Raw genomic sequence first — 13,903 nt, 5'->3', positions numbered from 1 at the left:
CAGGCGATGTTTCCGAAGCCTTCGCTCGGGGTCATCTGCAGCTGACTGCACTTTGTGAACTGGCCTCGAATATTTGCCTGTCAGGCGAGTGAAAACTCTGCTCGACGGTGTAATTCAGGCCTCATGTCACCTGCGCTTGTTACAACTGCAAACTCCACCGTTACGTAGCGAAAGCCCCGTAGGACGGCCTCGCGTCCTGGTGAATTGCGTTGGTCAGGGCCGGTTTTTGACCGTGGTTCCGCTGTCCAGGCCGCTTTTGGCGGCGTTCGCGACTATAGCAGCAATGATTAAGTGCTTCAATTCCATAAAAATTGTTATCATCCGCGGCATGACAACTACTGCCCCTTCGACTCCAGGCGTTCAACTGCTTGAAGTCTCGCCGGAGTATGCCGGCCAACGAATCGACAATTTCCTCCTTGCCCGGCTCAAAGGCGTGCCCAAGACCTTGATTTACCGCATTTTGCGTAAAGGCGAAGTGCGCGTGAACAAGGGGCGGATCAAGCCCGAATACAAGCTGCAGGCCGGCGATATCGTGCGCGTGCCGCCGGTTCGTGTGCCTGAGCGCGACGAACCGGTGCCCTTGGCCCAGGGTCTACTACAGCGCCTGGAAGCCTCGATTGTCTACGAAGACAAAGCCCTGATCGTGATCAACAAGCCCGCCGGCATTGCGGTTCACGGTGGCAGCGGCTTGAATTACGGCGTGATCGAAGCCTTTCGTCAGTTGCGTCCTGACGCCAAGGAGCTGGAGCTGGTTCACCGTCTCGACCGTGACACCTCCGGCCTGCTGATGATCGCCAAGAAGCGCAGCATGCTGCGGCACTTGCATGCCGCCCTGCGCGGTGACGGTGTCGACAAGCGCTACATGGCGCTGGTGCGCGGCAACTGGGCGACCTCGATCAAGCAAGTCCGCGCGGCGCTGGGCAAGAGCAATCTGCGCTCCGGCGAGCGGATGGTCGAGGTCGACGAGGAGGAGGGCAAGGAATCGGTGACCGTGTTCAAGGTCCTGCGTCGTTTCGGCGACTTTGCCACTCTGATCGAAGCCAAGCCGATCACCGGTCGCACCCATCAGATCCGCGTCCATACGTTGCACGCCGGGCACTGCATTGCCGGCGACACCAAGTACGGCGATGACGGTTTCAGCAAGGAGATCCGTGATCTGGGCGGCAAGCGTCTGTTCCTGCACGCCTACATGCTGACCGTGCCGCTGCCCGATGGCGGCGAGCTCAAGTTGCAGGCGCCGGTGGATGAAATGTGGGCCAAGACCGTGGAGCGATTGAGTGCGCCCATCTGATTACAAACTGCTGATTTTCGATTGGGACGGCACCCTCGCTGATTCCATTGGTCGGATTGTCGAAGCGATGCATTCTGCGTCCGCGCGTTCCGGTTTCGAGTTGCGTGATGATTTTGCCGTCAAGGGCATCATCGGTCTGGGCTTGCCCGAGGCGATCCGCACCTTGTACCCGGACATCAGCGATGCCGAGATGACCCTGTTTCGCGAGTATTACGCCGACCACTACATCGCAGCAGAAGCCGTGCCTTCGCCGCTGTTCGAAGGCGTAGTGGAGTCGATGGCGTCGTTTCGCGAGCAGGGCTACCACCTGGCGGTCGCGACCGGCAAGAATCGTCGCGGGCTGGATCGGGTGCTCAAAGCCAATGGCTGGGAAGACTATTTCGATATCACCCGTGCCGCCGACGAGACCGCGAGCAAGCCGCATCCGCTGATGCTTGAGCAGATTCTCGCGCATTGTCGCGTGCGGCCCGAGCAGGCGCTGATGGTCGGGGATTCGTCCTTCGATCTGCTGATGGCGCGTAATGCGGGCATGGCGTCGGTGGCGGTCAGCTACGGCGCGCAGTCGATCGAGTCGCTGCAGCAGTTCGAACCGCGCCTGTCGATCGACCGTTTTAGTGAATTGCACGCCTGGCTGGGGCAGCAGGCTTAATACGTTTTTGCTGGGGTACAGCGCATGACCGACGAATGGAAAGCACCGGCCAAGGCAAGTGCCGACGACGGTGACGAGAAAAGCTGGAAGCTGCTGGAAAAGACGTTGCTGGCCAGTGTGCAGGAGCAGCGTCGCTCGCGGCGTTGGGGGATTTTCTTCAAGCTGCTGACGTTTGTTTATCTGTTTGTCGCGCTGATCCTGTTCACGCCGCTGATGGACATGGAAAAGAGCGCCACCCGTGGCCCGAACTACACCGCGCTGATCGACGTCACCGGCATGATTGCCGACAAGGAGCCTGCCAGTGCCGACAACATTGTCGGTAGCCTGCGAGCAGCCTTCGAGGACAAGAAGGTCAAGGGTGTGATCCTGCGGATCAACAGTCCTGGCGGCAGTCCGGTGCAGTCGGGTTATGTGTATGACGAGATCAAGCGTCTGCGCGGTCTGCACCCGGATACCAAGGTGTATGCGGTGATTTCCGATCTCGGTGCGTCCGGTGCCTATTACATCGCCAGTGCGGCGGATCAGATCTATGCCGACAAGGCCAGTCTGGTCGGCTCCATTGGTGTAACGGCGGCCGGTTACGGGTTTGTCGGCACCATGGACAAGCTCGGCGTCGAGCGTCGCACTTATACCTCGGGCGAGCACAAATCGTTTCTGGATCCGTTCCAGCCGCAGAAGCCTGACGAAACCGCATTCTGGCAGACCGTACTGGATACCACGCACAAGCAGTTCATCAATAGCGTCAAGCAGGGTCGTGGCGATCGCTTGAAGGACAAGGAGCATCCGGAGCTGTTCTCCGGGCTGGTCTGGTCCGGCGAGCAGGCGCTGCCGTTGGGCTTGATCGATGGCCTGGGCAATGCCAGTTCGGTGGCGCGCGACGTAATTGGCGAGAAAGAGCTAGTGGATTTCACTGTGCAGGAATCGCCGTTCGACCGCTTCTCGAAGAAACTTGGCGCCAGTGTGGCTGAGCAGTTGGCGATGTGGATGGGGTTCCACGGGCCATCGTTGCGTTAAGCGTGGTGCAGTGTTGAAAAGAAACCGGCCTCAATGGCCGGTTTTTTGTGCGTTAAGGGATTTGCACGCCCTCGGCCAGCAGCATGTCGATCAGGCGAATCAGCGGCAGGCCGATCAGGCTGGTGGCGTCAGGCCCTTCGGTGGATTGGAACAGGCTCACGCCCAAACCTTCGGCCTTGAAGCTGCCGGCGCAGTCGTAGGGCTGCTCCAGGCGCAGGTAGCGTTCAATTCGCGCCTCGTCGAGCTGACGCATGTGCACGGTAAACGGCACGCAGTCGACCTGGCAGTGGCCGGTCTGGCTGTTGAGCAGGGCCAGGCCGGTGAGGAAGGTCACGCTGGCGCCGCTGGCGGCGAGTAGTTGCTCGCGAGCCTTGTCGAAGGTGTGTGGCTTGCCGATGATCTGATCGCCGAGCACTGCGACCTGGTCCGAGCCGATAATCAGATGAGCGGGATGGCTCGCGGCGAGTGCGCGGGCTTTCTGTTCGGCGAGGCGCTTGACCAGTTCGATGGCGGATTCGCCCGGTCGGTGGCTTTCGTCAATATCCGGCGAGCTGCAGACGAACGGCAGGTGCAGGCGGGCGAGTAATTCCCGGCGATAAGTCGAGCTTGAGGCGAGTAATAAAGGCAGCATTGGCGTCTCCTGAGGCAGGTGCGAATTCTAGCGGAGGCACGCAAGTGACGGACAGGGCACAATTTCCTTTGACATGGGTGGGTGCATCCCTATAATGCTGCGCCTATGTTGAATGACCCGATTCCACCTCACGTTGACCCGCGCAAATTGGCTGACCGTGGCACCACCCTTCAAGGTGAACTGCTGCTGGCCGATTTGAAGAGACTCTGCGACCCGCTTTCCGACGATGTCGGTACGGTGCAGGCCAAATTCGTTTTTGAACGAGATGAACGTAAATCTGTGGTGATCCACAGCTTTATCGACACCGAAGTCAAAATGGTTTGCCAGCGTTGTCTTGAGCTGGTCACCCTGCCGATCCACAGCGAATGCAGTTACGCTGTAGTGAAGGAGGGTGCGAATACCCAGTCGTTACCGAAAGGTTATGACGTGCTGGAACTGGGCGAAGATCCATTGGATCTGCAGTCACTGATCGAGGAGGAGCTTCTGCTCGCCTTGCCCATTGTGCCTGCTCATCATCCGGAAGAATGCCAGCAGCCGGCGGGAGCAGATGAACCCGAACCGAGCGAGGACGAGGTAACGCGGTCCAACCCGTTCAGTGTATTGGCGCAGTTAAAGCGTGACCCAAACGTTTAGGAGTTAATCAATTATGGCTGTTCAGCAGAACAAAAAATCCCGCTCTGCCCGTGACATGCGCCGTTCGCACGACGCTCTCGAGGCTAGCACCCTGTCTGTAGAAAAAACCACTGGTGAAGTTCACCTGCGTCACCACGTATCGCCAGAAGGCGTATACCGTGGCCGTAAAGTGATCGACAAGGGCGCTGACGAGTAATCACTTGTCCGCTCAAGTCATCGCGATTGACGCAATGGGCGGGGACTTCGGTCCCCGCAGCATTGTTCAGGCCAGCCTTGCTTGCCTTTCTGCTACGCCCTCGCTGCACCTGACCCTCGTCGGTCAACCCTCCCTACTTGAAGAACTGATCAACGGTCAATCGGCTGCCGATCGCGCGCGCCTGACAATTGTCCCGGCGTCTGAAGTCATCACCATGGACGAAAAGCCGACCCAGGCCTTGCGTGGCAAGCCGGACTCGTCGATGCGTGTCGCCCTTGAACTGGTGCGTGACGGCAAGGCTCAGGCCTGTGTCAGTGCCGGCAATACCGGGGCGTTGATGGCGCTGTCGCGATTTGTGCTCAAGACCTTGCCGGGGATTGATCGGCCGGCGATGGTGGCGGCGATTCCGACGCAGAAGGGTTATTGCCAGTTGCTCGACCTGGGCGCCAACGTCGATTGCAGCGCCGAGCATCTATTGCAGTTCGCGGTGATGGGCTCGGTGGCGGCGCAGACGCTGGGCATCGCCCGGCCGCGTGTCGCGTTGCTGAATATCGGCACCGAGGACATCAAGGGCAATCAGCAGGTCAAGCTGGCGGCGACCTTGTTGCAGGCGGCGCGCGGCATTAACTATATCGGTTTTGTCGAGGGCGATGGCCTGTATCGCGGCGAGGCGGATGTGGTGGTCTGTGACGGTTTTGTCGGCAATATCCTGCTCAAGTCCAGCGAGGGCCTGGCGACGATGATCGCCGCGCGCATTGAGGCCTTGTTCAGGAAAAACTTTGCTTCCCGCGTGGTAGGTGCTTTGGCCCTGCCATTGATGAAGCGCCTGCAGGCGGATCTCGCACCGGCGCGACATAACGGCGCAAGCTTCCTCGGCTTGCAGGGTATCGTGGTGAAAAGTCACGGTTCGGCCGGGGTTCAGGGTTTTCAGAGTGCGATTCAACGCGCGCTGATCGAGATTCAGGAGAACCTGCCCGAACGCCTCCACGGTCGTCTGGAGGATCTGTTGTCTTAGGCGTTTTCGTCGGACAATGCTTAAATGTGACCGCCCGGTTCAAAGGGCCATCCAACTGTCAGTTTCTTGCGTCCCCCAGTGGGGCGTCATTTTCGACGACAAGATCATTAGGGGCTTGTTACATGTCTGCTTCCCTCGCATTCGTCTTTCCAGGACAGGGTTCGCAGTCCCTCGGCATGCTGGCCGAGCTGGGCGCGGAATATCCGTTGATCCTCGAAACCTTCAAAGAAGCCTCCGCTGCTCTGGGCTATGACCTGTGGGCACTGACCCAGCAGGGCCCGGAAGAGCTGCTCAATCAAACCGACAAAACCCAACCGGCCATTCTGACCGCTTCGATCGCTCTGTGGCGTCTGTGGCTGGCTGAAGGTGGCGCGCGTCCGGCATTTGTTGCCGGTCACAGCCTGGGTGAATACAGCGCGCTGGTTGCTGCCGGCAGCCTGAGCCTGGCTGACGCGGTGAGGCTCGTTGAGCGCCGTGGACAGTTGATGCAGGAAGCCGTTCCGGCCGGGCAGGGCGGCATGGCTGCCATCCTCGGTCTGGAAGATGCCGACGTGCTGGCAGCCTGTGCCGAAGCGGCGCAGGGCGAAGTGGTCAGCGCGGTGAACTTCAACTCGCCGGGTCAGGTAGTGATTGCCGGCGCCAAGGCTGCGGTTGAACGTGCCATCGAGGGCTGCAAGGCCCGTGGCGCCAAGCGTGCCATGCCGTTGCCAGTGAGCGTGCCATCGCACTGCGAACTGATGCGTCCGGCTGCCGAGCGCTTTGCCGAATCCATCGCCGCCATCGACTGGCAGGCGCCGCAGATCCCGGTCGTACAGAACGTCAGCGCGCAAGTGCCGGCCGATCTGGAGACCCTCAAGCGTGATCTGCTCGAACAACTGTACAAGCCCGTTCGCTGGGTTGAATCGGTTCAGACGCTGGCTGCCAAAAGCGCTACCAGTCTGGTCGAGTGCGGCCCGGGCAAAGTGCTGGCCGGTCTGAACAAACGTTGCGCCGAAGGCGTTTCGACTTCCAATCTCAATACCCCAGACGCTTTCGCTGCCGCCCGTGCAGCGCTGGCCTGAATCAGGAGAAACTTGCATGAGTCTGCAAGGTAAAGTTGCACTGGTCACCGGTGCAAGCCGCGGTATCGGCCAGGCTATCGCACTGGAACTGGGTCGTCAGGGCGCCATCGTTGTTGGCACTGCGACCTCCGCCAAGGGTGCCGAGGCGATTGCTGCCACGCTCAAGGAGCACGGCATTCAAGGTACCGGCCTGGAGCTGAACGTCACCAGCGACGAATCCGTTGCCGCCGTGATCGCGAGCATTCAGGAGCAGTTCGGCGCGCCGGCGATTCTGGTCAATAATGCCGGCATCACCCGCGATAACCTGATGATGCGCATGAAAGACGATGAATGGTACGACGTGATCGATACCAACCTGAACAGTCTGTATCGCCTGTCCAAGGGCGTTTTGCGTGGCATGACCAAGGCGCGCTGGGGCCGAATTATCAGTATTGGCTCGGTGGTGGGTGCCATGGGCAACGCAGGCCAAGTAAACTATGCAGCCGCCAAGGCCGGTCTGGAAGGTTTCAGCCGTGCGATGGCGCGTGAAGTCGGTTCGCGTTCGATTACGGTCAACTCGGTAACCCCTGGGTTCATCGACACCGATATGACCCGCGAACTGCCGGAAGCACAGCGTGAAGCCTTGCAGACGCAGATTCCGCTGGGCCGTCTGGGACAAGCTCAAGAGATCGCCTCGGTGGTCGCTTTTCTTGCATCCGACGGTGCGGCATACGTCACTGGGGCTACAATCCCGGTGAACGGTGGGATGTACATGTAAGTAAAATGTGACGGATTGCTTCAAAAAAATGTCATACGAGCTGTCTAAAATCCGTTATAAAGCTGCAATCTATTTATAGGCAGAGGGCCGCAGGGTTTGAGGAGTGAAGCTTTCAGTTGAAAAGCTGAAAAGCCTTTCTATACACTTACCCACTGGCCAGCTGCCTGAATTTGTCCATTAGGAGTGAAAACAAGGTATGAGCACCATCGAAGAGCGCGTCAAGAAAATCGTTGCCGAGCAACTGGGCGTTAAAGAAGAAGAAGTGGTCAACACTGCTTCCTTCGTTGAAGACCTGGGTGCCGACTCCCTTGACACCGTTGAGCTGGTGATGGCTCTGGAAGAGGAATTCGAGACCGAAATCCCTGACGAAGAAGCTGAGAAGATCACTACTGTACAAGCTGCAATCGACTACGTTACTAGCCACCAGGCGTAATAGTTTGTAATCGTTGTCTGCTGTCATGGAAAAACCGCACTGCCATCATGGCGTGCGGTTTTTTCTTTAGGCCTGATGCAAAGTCGTCATTTGAAAAAGGAGAGTGCTGTGTCGCGTAGACGCGTCGTAGTCACCGGTATGGGTATGTTGTCGCCACTGGGCACGGATGTGCCGAGCAGTTGGCAGGGCATTCTGGCTGGCCGCAGTGGCATTGGTCTGATCGAACACACCGACCTTTCTGCCTATTCCACCCGTTTTGGCGGCTCGGTAAAGGGCTTCAATGTCGAGGAATACCTGTCGGTCAAGGAAGCACGCAAGCTCGACCTGTTCATTCAGTACGGTCTGGCCGCGGGTTTTCAGGCTGTTCGCAACGCCGGTCTGGAAGTCACCGACGCCAACCGTGAGCGCATTGGCGTGGCCATGGGCTCGGGCATCGGCGGTCTGACCAACATCGAAGAAACCAGCCGTACCCTGCATGAGACGGGCCCGCGTCGAATTTCGCCATTCTTCGTGCCAGGCTCGATCATCAATATGATTTCCGGTTTTCTGTCCATCCACCTGGGTGCACAGGGGCCGAACTACGCCATTTCCACTGCTTGTACCACCGGTACGCACTGCATTGGCATGGCCGCGCGCAACATCATGTACGACGAAGCCGACGTAATGATCGCCGGTGGTGCCGAGATGGCCGCGTGCGGTCTGGGCATGGGCGGCTTCGGCGCGTCCCGTGCGCTGTCGACCCGCAACGACGAGCCGACTCGCGCCAGTCGTCCATGGGACAAGGGTCGTGATGGCTTCGTGCTGTCTGACGGTGCCGGTGCGCTGGTACTCGAAGAACTCGAGCACGCCAAGGCCCGTGGCGCCACGATCTACGCCGAGCTGATCGGCTTCGGCACCAGTGGCGATGCGTTCCACATGACGTCGCCACCCGCTGATGGCGCCGGTGCAGCCCGCTGCATCACCAATGCGCTGCGCGATGCGAAGATCAACATCGACCAGGTGCAGTACATCAACGCCCACGGTACTTCGACCCCGGCCGGCGACCTTGCCGAAGCCAACGCGATCAAGACCGTGTTCGGTGAGCACGCCTACAACCTGGCGGTCAGCTCCACCAAGTCCATGACCGGTCACCTGTTGGGTGCGGCGGGCGCGGTCGAGGCGATCTTCAGCGTACTGGCGATCAACAGTCAGGTGGCACCGCCGACCATCAACCTCGATGAGCCGGATGAAGGCTGCGATCTCGATTTCGTGCCGCACACTGCGCGCAACATGGACATCGACGTCGTACTGTCCAACTCCTTCGGGTTTGGCGGCACCAACGGCACGTTGGCATTCCGCCGGTTCGCCGGTTGATGGACAGCTGGGTCGACGGTCAACCGGCTGACGCTCTGTCGCTGAAAGATCGCGGCCTGGCTTACGGTGATGGTCTGTTCGAGACCATTGCCGTGCACGGCGGCCAGCCGATATTGCTGGATCGTCACCTGACGCGTTTGGCCGAGGGCTGCTCGCGTCTGGCCATCGCCGCGGATATCGAGCGGGTTCGCAGCGAGCTACTGGCTTATGCCGCGGCAATGGGCGAGGGCGTGCTCAAGCTCATTCTCACTCGTGGTGACGGCTTGCGTGGCTACGCGCCCGATCCTGCGGCGCAGGGCCGACGCATTTTGCAAGGCAACCCGCCTGCGGCTTATCCTGCCGTGCATGGCGAGCAGGGCGTGCGTCTGTTTCCCTGCGTCACACGGTTGTCGAATCAGCCGTTGCTGGCCGGGCTCAAGCATCTGAATCGTCTGGAACAAGTGCTTGCCCGGGCCGAGTGGTGCGACAGCGAACACGCCGAAGGCTTGATGCTCGATCAGGCCGGGCGCGTCATCGAAGGCGTGTTCAGCAACCTGTTTCTGGTGCGCGACGGCGTACTGATCACCCCGGATCTGAAGCGCTGTGGCGTGGCCGGTGTGATGCGTGCTGAAATATTGTTTCAGGCCGAGTCATTGGCCATCCCCATCCAAATCACCGACATCAGCCTCGAACAGCTGCAATGGGCTGATGAAGTCTTCATGTGCAACAGCGTGTATGGCGTCTGGCCGGTACGTGCCTACGCTGCACTGAGCTGGCCGGTTGGCCCGCTCACCCGTAAACTGCAAACCATTGCCCGCGCGCTACTGGATGCTTGATTCGTGAGACGTAAACTCTTGCTGCTGCTGGAAACCGGACTGGTTCTGGCAGGGCTGCTGATGGGCGCCAGCGCCTGGAAAATTCATTCGGCGCTGGAACAGCCTCTGAACATCACGCAGGAAGAACTGCTGGATGTGCCGAAAGGCTCGACGCCGACCCGTACCTTTCTTGAACTTGAAACCGATGGGGTCATCAAGGACGCCTTCTGGTTGCGCATCTACTGGCGCTTCAATCTGGCCGGCACACCGATCCATACCGGCGAATACCGCATGCAGCCGGGCATGACTGTCAACGGTCTGATCGACCTGTGGAAGCGCGGCGAAGTGGTGCAGTACAGCCTGACACTGGTCGAGGGCTGGAATTTCCACCAGGTCCGTGCCGCGCTGGCAAAAGACGAAAAGATCGAGCAGACCCTCAAGGGCTTGAGCGACAGCGAAGTGATGGAGAAAATCGGCCATCGCGGGCTGTTCCCGGAAGGGCGATTCTTCCCGGATACCTACCGCTTTGTGCGCGGTGTTTCCGACGTCGAATTGCTGAAGAAAGCCTTCGACCGCCTCGACGAGGTGTTGGCCAAGGAGTGGGAGAACCGCTCGGCTGATGCGCCGTACAGCGAGCCATATCAGGCGCTGATCATGGCCTCGCTGGTGGAAAAGGAAACCGGTGTGCCGCAGGAGCGTGGGCAGATTGCCGGCGTGTTCGTGCGTCGCATGGCGCTGGGCATGCAGTTGCAGACCGACCCGACCGTGATCTACGGCCTGGGCGATCGCTACACCGGCAAGTTGACCCGAGCTCATCTCAAGGAGCCGACGCCCTACAACACCTATGTGATCCCCGGATTGCCGCCGACGCCGATTGCCATGGTCGGTCGCGAGGCGATTCATGCCGCGCTCAATCCGGTGGAAGGTAACAGTCTGTATTTTGTCGCCCGTGGCGATGGTAGCCATGTGTTCTCCGATGATCTGGATGCGCACAACAGCGCGGTGCGCGAGTTCCAGCTCAAGCGCCGCGCCGATTACCGCTCCAGCCCGGCCCCGGCAAATACGCCGACCGCTCCGGCTACTGCGACCGAGGAGGCGACTCCTGCGGCATCTCCTGATACCGCGCCTGAAGCGCTGCCACAGGTTCCCGCTCAGGAACCCGCGCCGACGCCGGCTCCTGCTGCCGAACCCGCGACGACCGCACCGCAGAACGCGCAATGACTTTGATTAAGGACTGCCTGTGACTGGCTTGTTTATTACCCTGGAAGGCCCGGAAGGCGCCGGCAAGAGCACCAACCGCGAATACCTCGCCGAGCGCCTGCGCGCCGAAGGTGTCGAAGTAGTGCTGACCCGCGAACCCGGGGGTACGCCACTCGCCGAGCGCATTCGCGATGTGCTGCTGGCCCCGGCCGATGAAGTCATGAACCCCGATACGGAGCTGTTGCTGGTGTTCGCCGCGCGCGCCCAGCATCTGGCCGAAGTGATCCGTCCGGCGCTGGCTCGCGGCGCGGTGGTGCTGTGCGATCGTTTCACCGACTCGACTTACGCCTATCAGGGTGGCGGTCGCGGTTTGTCGCTGGAACGCATTGCCGCGCTGGAGACGTTCGTTCAGGGCGACCTGCGGCCGGATCTGACGCTGATTTTCGATCTGCCGGTAGAAATCGGCCTGGCCCGCGCTACTGCCCGTGGTCGGCTGGATCGCTTTGAACTGGAAGGCCGGGCGTTTTTCGAAGCGGTACGCAATGCGTTCCTCAAGCGCGCCGAAGCCGATCCTGCGCGCTATGTGCGCATCGATGCCGGGCAGCCACTGGTCAAGGTTCAGCAAGCGCTGGATACCTTGATTCCGAACTTGCTGGAGCTGATTCGTGGCTGAGGCCTATCCATGGCAGGACAGCCTCTGGCAGCAACTGGCCGGACGTAGCCAGCACGCCCACGCGTACTTGCTGCACGGCCCGGCCGGGATCGGCAAGCGCGCGTTGGCCGAGCGCCTGATGGCCAGCCTGCTGTGTCAGCGGCCGACGCCCGAGGCGTGCGGCGAGTGCAAGTCCTGCCTGCTGCTCAAGGCCGGCAGCCATCCGGACAATTACATCCTTGAGCCGGAAGAAGCCGACAAGGCGATCAAGGTCGATCAGGTCCGTGATCTGGTCAGTTTCGTGGTGCAGACCGCGCAACTGGGCGGGCGCAAGGTGGTGCTGATCGAGCCGGTGGAATCGATGAACATCAACGCCGCCAACGCCTTGCTCAAGAGCCTCGAAGAGCCGTCCGGCGATACCGTGTTGTTGCTGGTCAGCCACCAGCCGAGCCGTTTGCTGCCGACAATCAAGAGCCGCTGCGTGCAGCAGGCGTGTCCGCTGCCGGGTGAGGCCGTGAGCCTGCAATGGCTGGCGCAGGCGCTGCCGGAGTGCTCCGAAGAGGAGCGCATCGAATTGCTGACGCTGGCGGCAGGCTCGCCGTTGGCGGCAGTCAGTCTGCAGTCCCAGGGCGTACGCGAACAGCGAGCGCAGGTGGTCGAAGGGGTGAAGAAGTTGCTCAAGCAGCAGCAATCGCCGACGCAACTGGCCGAAGAGTGGAAAAGCATTCCGATGCTGCGCCTGTTCGACTGGTTCTGCGACTGGTCGAGCCTGATACTGCGTTATCAACTGACCCAGGATGAAAACGGCCTCGGCCTGACCGATATGCGTAAAGTCGTGCAGTACCTGGCGCAAAAAAGCGCCCAAGGCAAAGTCCTCGATATTCAGGACTGGATTCTCGCCCAGCGGCAGAAAGTCCTGAGCAAAGCCAACCTCAACCCGGCACTGCTGCTGGAAGCGTTGTTGGTGCAATGGGCGGGATTGCCTGGTCAAAGATAAGAATGTGTACCTAGACTCTGAACATCAGCAGTGGAGGTCAACATGAATGAAGCCATCAGCCCCGGGCCGCGCAACGGCATCCTGTCCCTGACGATCAAGGACAAATCGGTGCTTTACGCCGCCTACATGCCGTTCATCAAGAACGGTGGCCTGTTCATCCCGACCAACAAGAGCTACAAGTTGGGCGACGAGGTGTTCATGCTGCTGAACCTGATGGACGAGGCGGAGAAGATTCCGGTGGCCGGCAAGGTCGCCTGGATCACCCCCAAAGGTGCTCAGGGCAACCGCGCAGCCGGCGTCGGCGTGCAATTCAATGAAGGCGACAACACCGCCCGCAGTCGCATCGAAACCCATCTGGCCGGAGCACTGAAATCCGACCGTCCCACTCATACGATGTAAGTTGCAGTCTCTTTTATGCTCGTAGATTCCCATTGTCACCTTGATCGCCTCGACCTCGCCGCCCATGACGGTTCGCTGGATGCTGCACTCGATGCGGCTCGCCAACGCGGGGTAGGGCACTTCCTGTGTATCGGCGTGAGTGCCGATAACGCCGCCGACGTCAAAGCCCTCGCCGAGCGCTATGACGACGTCGATTGCTCGGTCGGTGTGCACCCATTGGATGTGCAACCGGGCGCGGCGCCGGCGCTGGACTGGCTGCTACACGAGCTCAATCACCCGAAAGTGGTGGCGATCGGTGAAACCGGTCTGGATTATCACTACGAACCGGAAGCCGCCGAGCTGCAGCAGGCATCCTTCCGCCTGCACCTGCAAGCCGCACAGCAGACTGGTAAGCCGGTGATCATCCACACCCGCGGCGCCCGTGCCGATACCCTTGAGCTGCTGCGAGAAGCGGCGTTGCCCCAGGCCGGTGTGCTGCATTGCTTCACCGAAGACTGGGACATGGCCAAAGCCGCGCTGGACATGGGCTATTACATTTCCCTGTCGGGCATCGTCACCTTCCGCAATGCCGACGCTCTGCGCGACGTGGCGAGCAAGGTGCCGGCCGATCGCTTGCTGGTGGAGACCGACTCGCCGTATCTGGCGCCGATCCCTTATCGTGGCAAACCGAACCTGCCGCAGTACGTGCGTGAGGTGGCTGAGTTTCTGGCGATGCTGCGTGGGGAGAGCTACGAGCGGTTTGCCGAGCAGACCACCGAGAACTTCAAGCGCCTGTTTCCGCTGGCCTCTGTCAAATCTGCCATGTAGGTCACCGCCAAATCGCAGGCA

17 protein-coding genes are annotated in these 13,903 nt (G+C 60.2%); 16 read left to right on the top strand and 1 reads right to left on the bottom strand.

Going from position 1 to position 13,903, the window contains the following annotated elements:
• Positions 1-328: 328 nt before the first annotated feature.
• Genes rluC through sppA form a run of 3 tightly spaced genes read left to right on the top strand, consistent with a single transcriptional unit; the run spans position 329 to position 2,954 of the window.
• Positions 329-1,291, top strand: coding sequence for a 23S rRNA pseudouridine(955/2504/2580) synthase RluC (rluC, locus tag ACOYXG_RS19245; RefSeq protein WP_007950779.1), 963 nt, complete (start codon positions 329-331; stop codon positions 1,289-1,291).
• Positions 1,278-1,940, top strand: coding sequence for an HAD-IA family hydrolase (locus ACOYXG_RS19240; RefSeq protein ID WP_027612351.1), 663 nt, complete (start codon positions 1,278-1,280; stop codon positions 1,938-1,940). The genes rluC and ACOYXG_RS19240 overlap by 14 nt, the downstream gene beginning before the upstream one ends.
• A 24-nt stretch (positions 1,941-1,964) precedes the next feature.
• On the top strand, positions 1,965-2,954 hold the full coding sequence (gene sppA, locus ACOYXG_RS19235) for a signal peptide peptidase SppA (RefSeq protein WP_027612352.1): 990 nt from the start codon (positions 1,965-1,967) through the stop codon (positions 2,952-2,954).
• 52 nt (positions 2,955-3,006) lie between these two features.
• On the opposite strand, the gene ACOYXG_RS19230 is transcribed toward sppA, so the two are convergent.
• Entirely contained in the window at positions 3,007-3,585 is a 579-nt protein-coding gene (locus ACOYXG_RS19230) for a Maf family protein (protein ID WP_115989155.1), read from the bottom strand.
• A gap of 105 nt (positions 3,586-3,690) precedes the next feature.
• Between ACOYXG_RS19230 and ACOYXG_RS19225 the strand changes: the two genes are divergently transcribed.
• The 13 genes from ACOYXG_RS19225 to ACOYXG_RS19165 all read left to right on the top strand — a co-directional run bounded on the left by ACOYXG_RS19225 (position 3,691) and on the right by ACOYXG_RS19165 (position 13,882).
• Positions 3,691-4,218, top strand: a complete 528-nt coding sequence (locus tag ACOYXG_RS19225; protein ID WP_003204262.1) for a YceD family protein — start codon at positions 3,691-3,693, stop codon at positions 4,216-4,218.
• Between the two features lie 13 nt (positions 4,219-4,231).
• Positions 4,232-4,414 carry a 50S ribosomal protein L32 gene (rpmF, locus tag ACOYXG_RS19220; protein ID WP_003179396.1) on the top strand — a complete coding sequence of 61 codons (183 nt, stop codon included), beginning with the start codon at positions 4,232-4,234 and terminating at the stop codon, positions 4,412-4,414.
• Positions 4,415-4,418: 4 nt separating this feature from the next.
• On the top strand, positions 4,419-5,429 hold the full coding sequence (gene plsX, locus ACOYXG_RS19215) for a phosphate acyltransferase PlsX (RefSeq protein ID WP_080963300.1): 1,011 nt from the start codon (positions 4,419-4,421) through the stop codon (positions 5,427-5,429).
• 122 nt (positions 5,430-5,551) lie between these two features.
• Entirely contained in the window at positions 5,552-6,490 is a 939-nt protein-coding gene (gene fabD, locus ACOYXG_RS19210) for an ACP S-malonyltransferase (RefSeq protein WP_096794881.1), read from the top strand.
• Positions 6,491-6,506: 16 nt separating this feature from the next.
• Positions 6,507-7,247, top strand: coding sequence for a 3-oxoacyl-ACP reductase FabG (fabG, locus tag ACOYXG_RS19205; protein ID WP_027612356.1), 741 nt, complete (start codon positions 6,507-6,509; stop codon positions 7,245-7,247).
• A 196-nt stretch (positions 7,248-7,443) separates the two neighbouring features.
• Positions 7,444-7,680 (top strand): acyl carrier protein, encoded by a 237-nt coding sequence (gene acpP, locus ACOYXG_RS19200; protein ID WP_003175607.1) that lies wholly within the window; start codon positions 7,444-7,446, stop codon positions 7,678-7,680.
• Between the two features lie 108 nt (positions 7,681-7,788).
• A complete protein-coding gene (gene fabF, locus ACOYXG_RS19195; protein WP_027612357.1) occupies positions 7,789-9,033 on the top strand; it encodes a beta-ketoacyl-ACP synthase II in 1,245 nt (414 codons plus the stop codon).
• Entirely contained in the window at positions 9,033-9,848 is an 816-nt protein-coding gene (pabC, locus tag ACOYXG_RS19190; protein WP_150368296.1) for an aminodeoxychorismate lyase, read from the top strand. Before fabF ends, pabC begins: the two co-directional genes overlap by 1 nt.
• A gap of 3 nt (positions 9,849-9,851) precedes the next feature.
• On the top strand, positions 9,852-11,048 hold the full coding sequence (mltG, locus tag ACOYXG_RS19185; RefSeq protein ID WP_135296333.1) for an endolytic transglycosylase MltG: 1,197 nt from the start codon (positions 9,852-9,854) through the stop codon (positions 11,046-11,048).
• Positions 11,049-11,067: 19 nt separating this feature from the next.
• Positions 11,068-11,700 carry a dTMP kinase gene (gene tmk / locus ACOYXG_RS19180; RefSeq protein ID WP_460353416.1) on the top strand — a complete coding sequence of 211 codons (633 nt, stop codon included), beginning with the start codon at positions 11,068-11,070 and terminating at the stop codon, positions 11,698-11,700.
• Positions 11,693-12,676, top strand: a complete 984-nt coding sequence (locus ACOYXG_RS19175; RefSeq protein WP_460353413.1) for a DNA polymerase III subunit delta' — start codon at positions 11,693-11,695, stop codon at positions 12,674-12,676. Before tmk ends, ACOYXG_RS19175 begins: the two co-directional genes overlap by 8 nt.
• A 42-nt stretch (positions 12,677-12,718) precedes the next feature.
• Positions 12,719-13,075, top strand: a complete 357-nt coding sequence (locus ACOYXG_RS19170; protein WP_027612362.1) for a PilZ domain-containing protein — start codon at positions 12,719-12,721, stop codon at positions 13,073-13,075.
• 15 nt (positions 13,076-13,090) lie between these two features.
• Entirely contained in the window at positions 13,091-13,882 is a 792-nt protein-coding gene (locus ACOYXG_RS19165) for a TatD family hydrolase (protein WP_103369216.1), read from the top strand.
• Positions 13,883-13,903: the final 21 nt, after the last annotated feature.

Source organism: Pseudomonas sp. G3-39 (assembly GCF_054790485.1).
Note: the sequence above shows the minus strand (reverse complement) of the source record. Positions and strands in the feature narration are given on the sequence as shown.

Coding starts and splice junctions, on each gene's coding strand:
- rluC (WP_007950779.1), top strand. CDS start 329: ATGACAACTACTGCCCCTTCGACTCCAGGCGTTCAACTGCTTGAAGTC.
- sppA (WP_027612352.1), top strand. CDS start 1,965: ATGACCGACGAATGGAAAGCACCGGCCAAGGCAAGTGCCGACGACGGT.
- ACOYXG_RS19230 (WP_115989155.1), bottom strand. CDS start 3,585: ATGCTGCCTTTATTACTCGCCTCAAGCTCGACTTATCGCCGGGAATTA.
- ACOYXG_RS19225 (WP_003204262.1), top strand. CDS start 3,691: ATGTTGAATGACCCGATTCCACCTCACGTTGACCCGCGCAAATTGGCT.
- rpmF (WP_003179396.1), top strand. CDS start 4,232: ATGGCTGTTCAGCAGAACAAAAAATCCCGCTCTGCCCGTGACATGCGC.
- fabD (WP_096794881.1), top strand. CDS start 5,552: ATGTCTGCTTCCCTCGCATTCGTCTTTCCAGGACAGGGTTCGCAGTCC.
- fabG (WP_027612356.1), top strand. CDS start 6,507: ATGAGTCTGCAAGGTAAAGTTGCACTGGTCACCGGTGCAAGCCGCGGT.
- acpP (WP_003175607.1), top strand. CDS start 7,444: ATGAGCACCATCGAAGAGCGCGTCAAGAAAATCGTTGCCGAGCAACTG.
- pabC (WP_150368296.1), top strand. CDS start 9,033: ATGGACAGCTGGGTCGACGGTCAACCGGCTGACGCTCTGTCGCTGAAA.
- ACOYXG_RS19170 (WP_027612362.1), top strand. CDS start 12,719: ATGAATGAAGCCATCAGCCCCGGGCCGCGCAACGGCATCCTGTCCCTG.
- ACOYXG_RS19165 (WP_103369216.1), top strand. CDS start 13,091: ATGCTCGTAGATTCCCATTGTCACCTTGATCGCCTCGACCTCGCCGCC.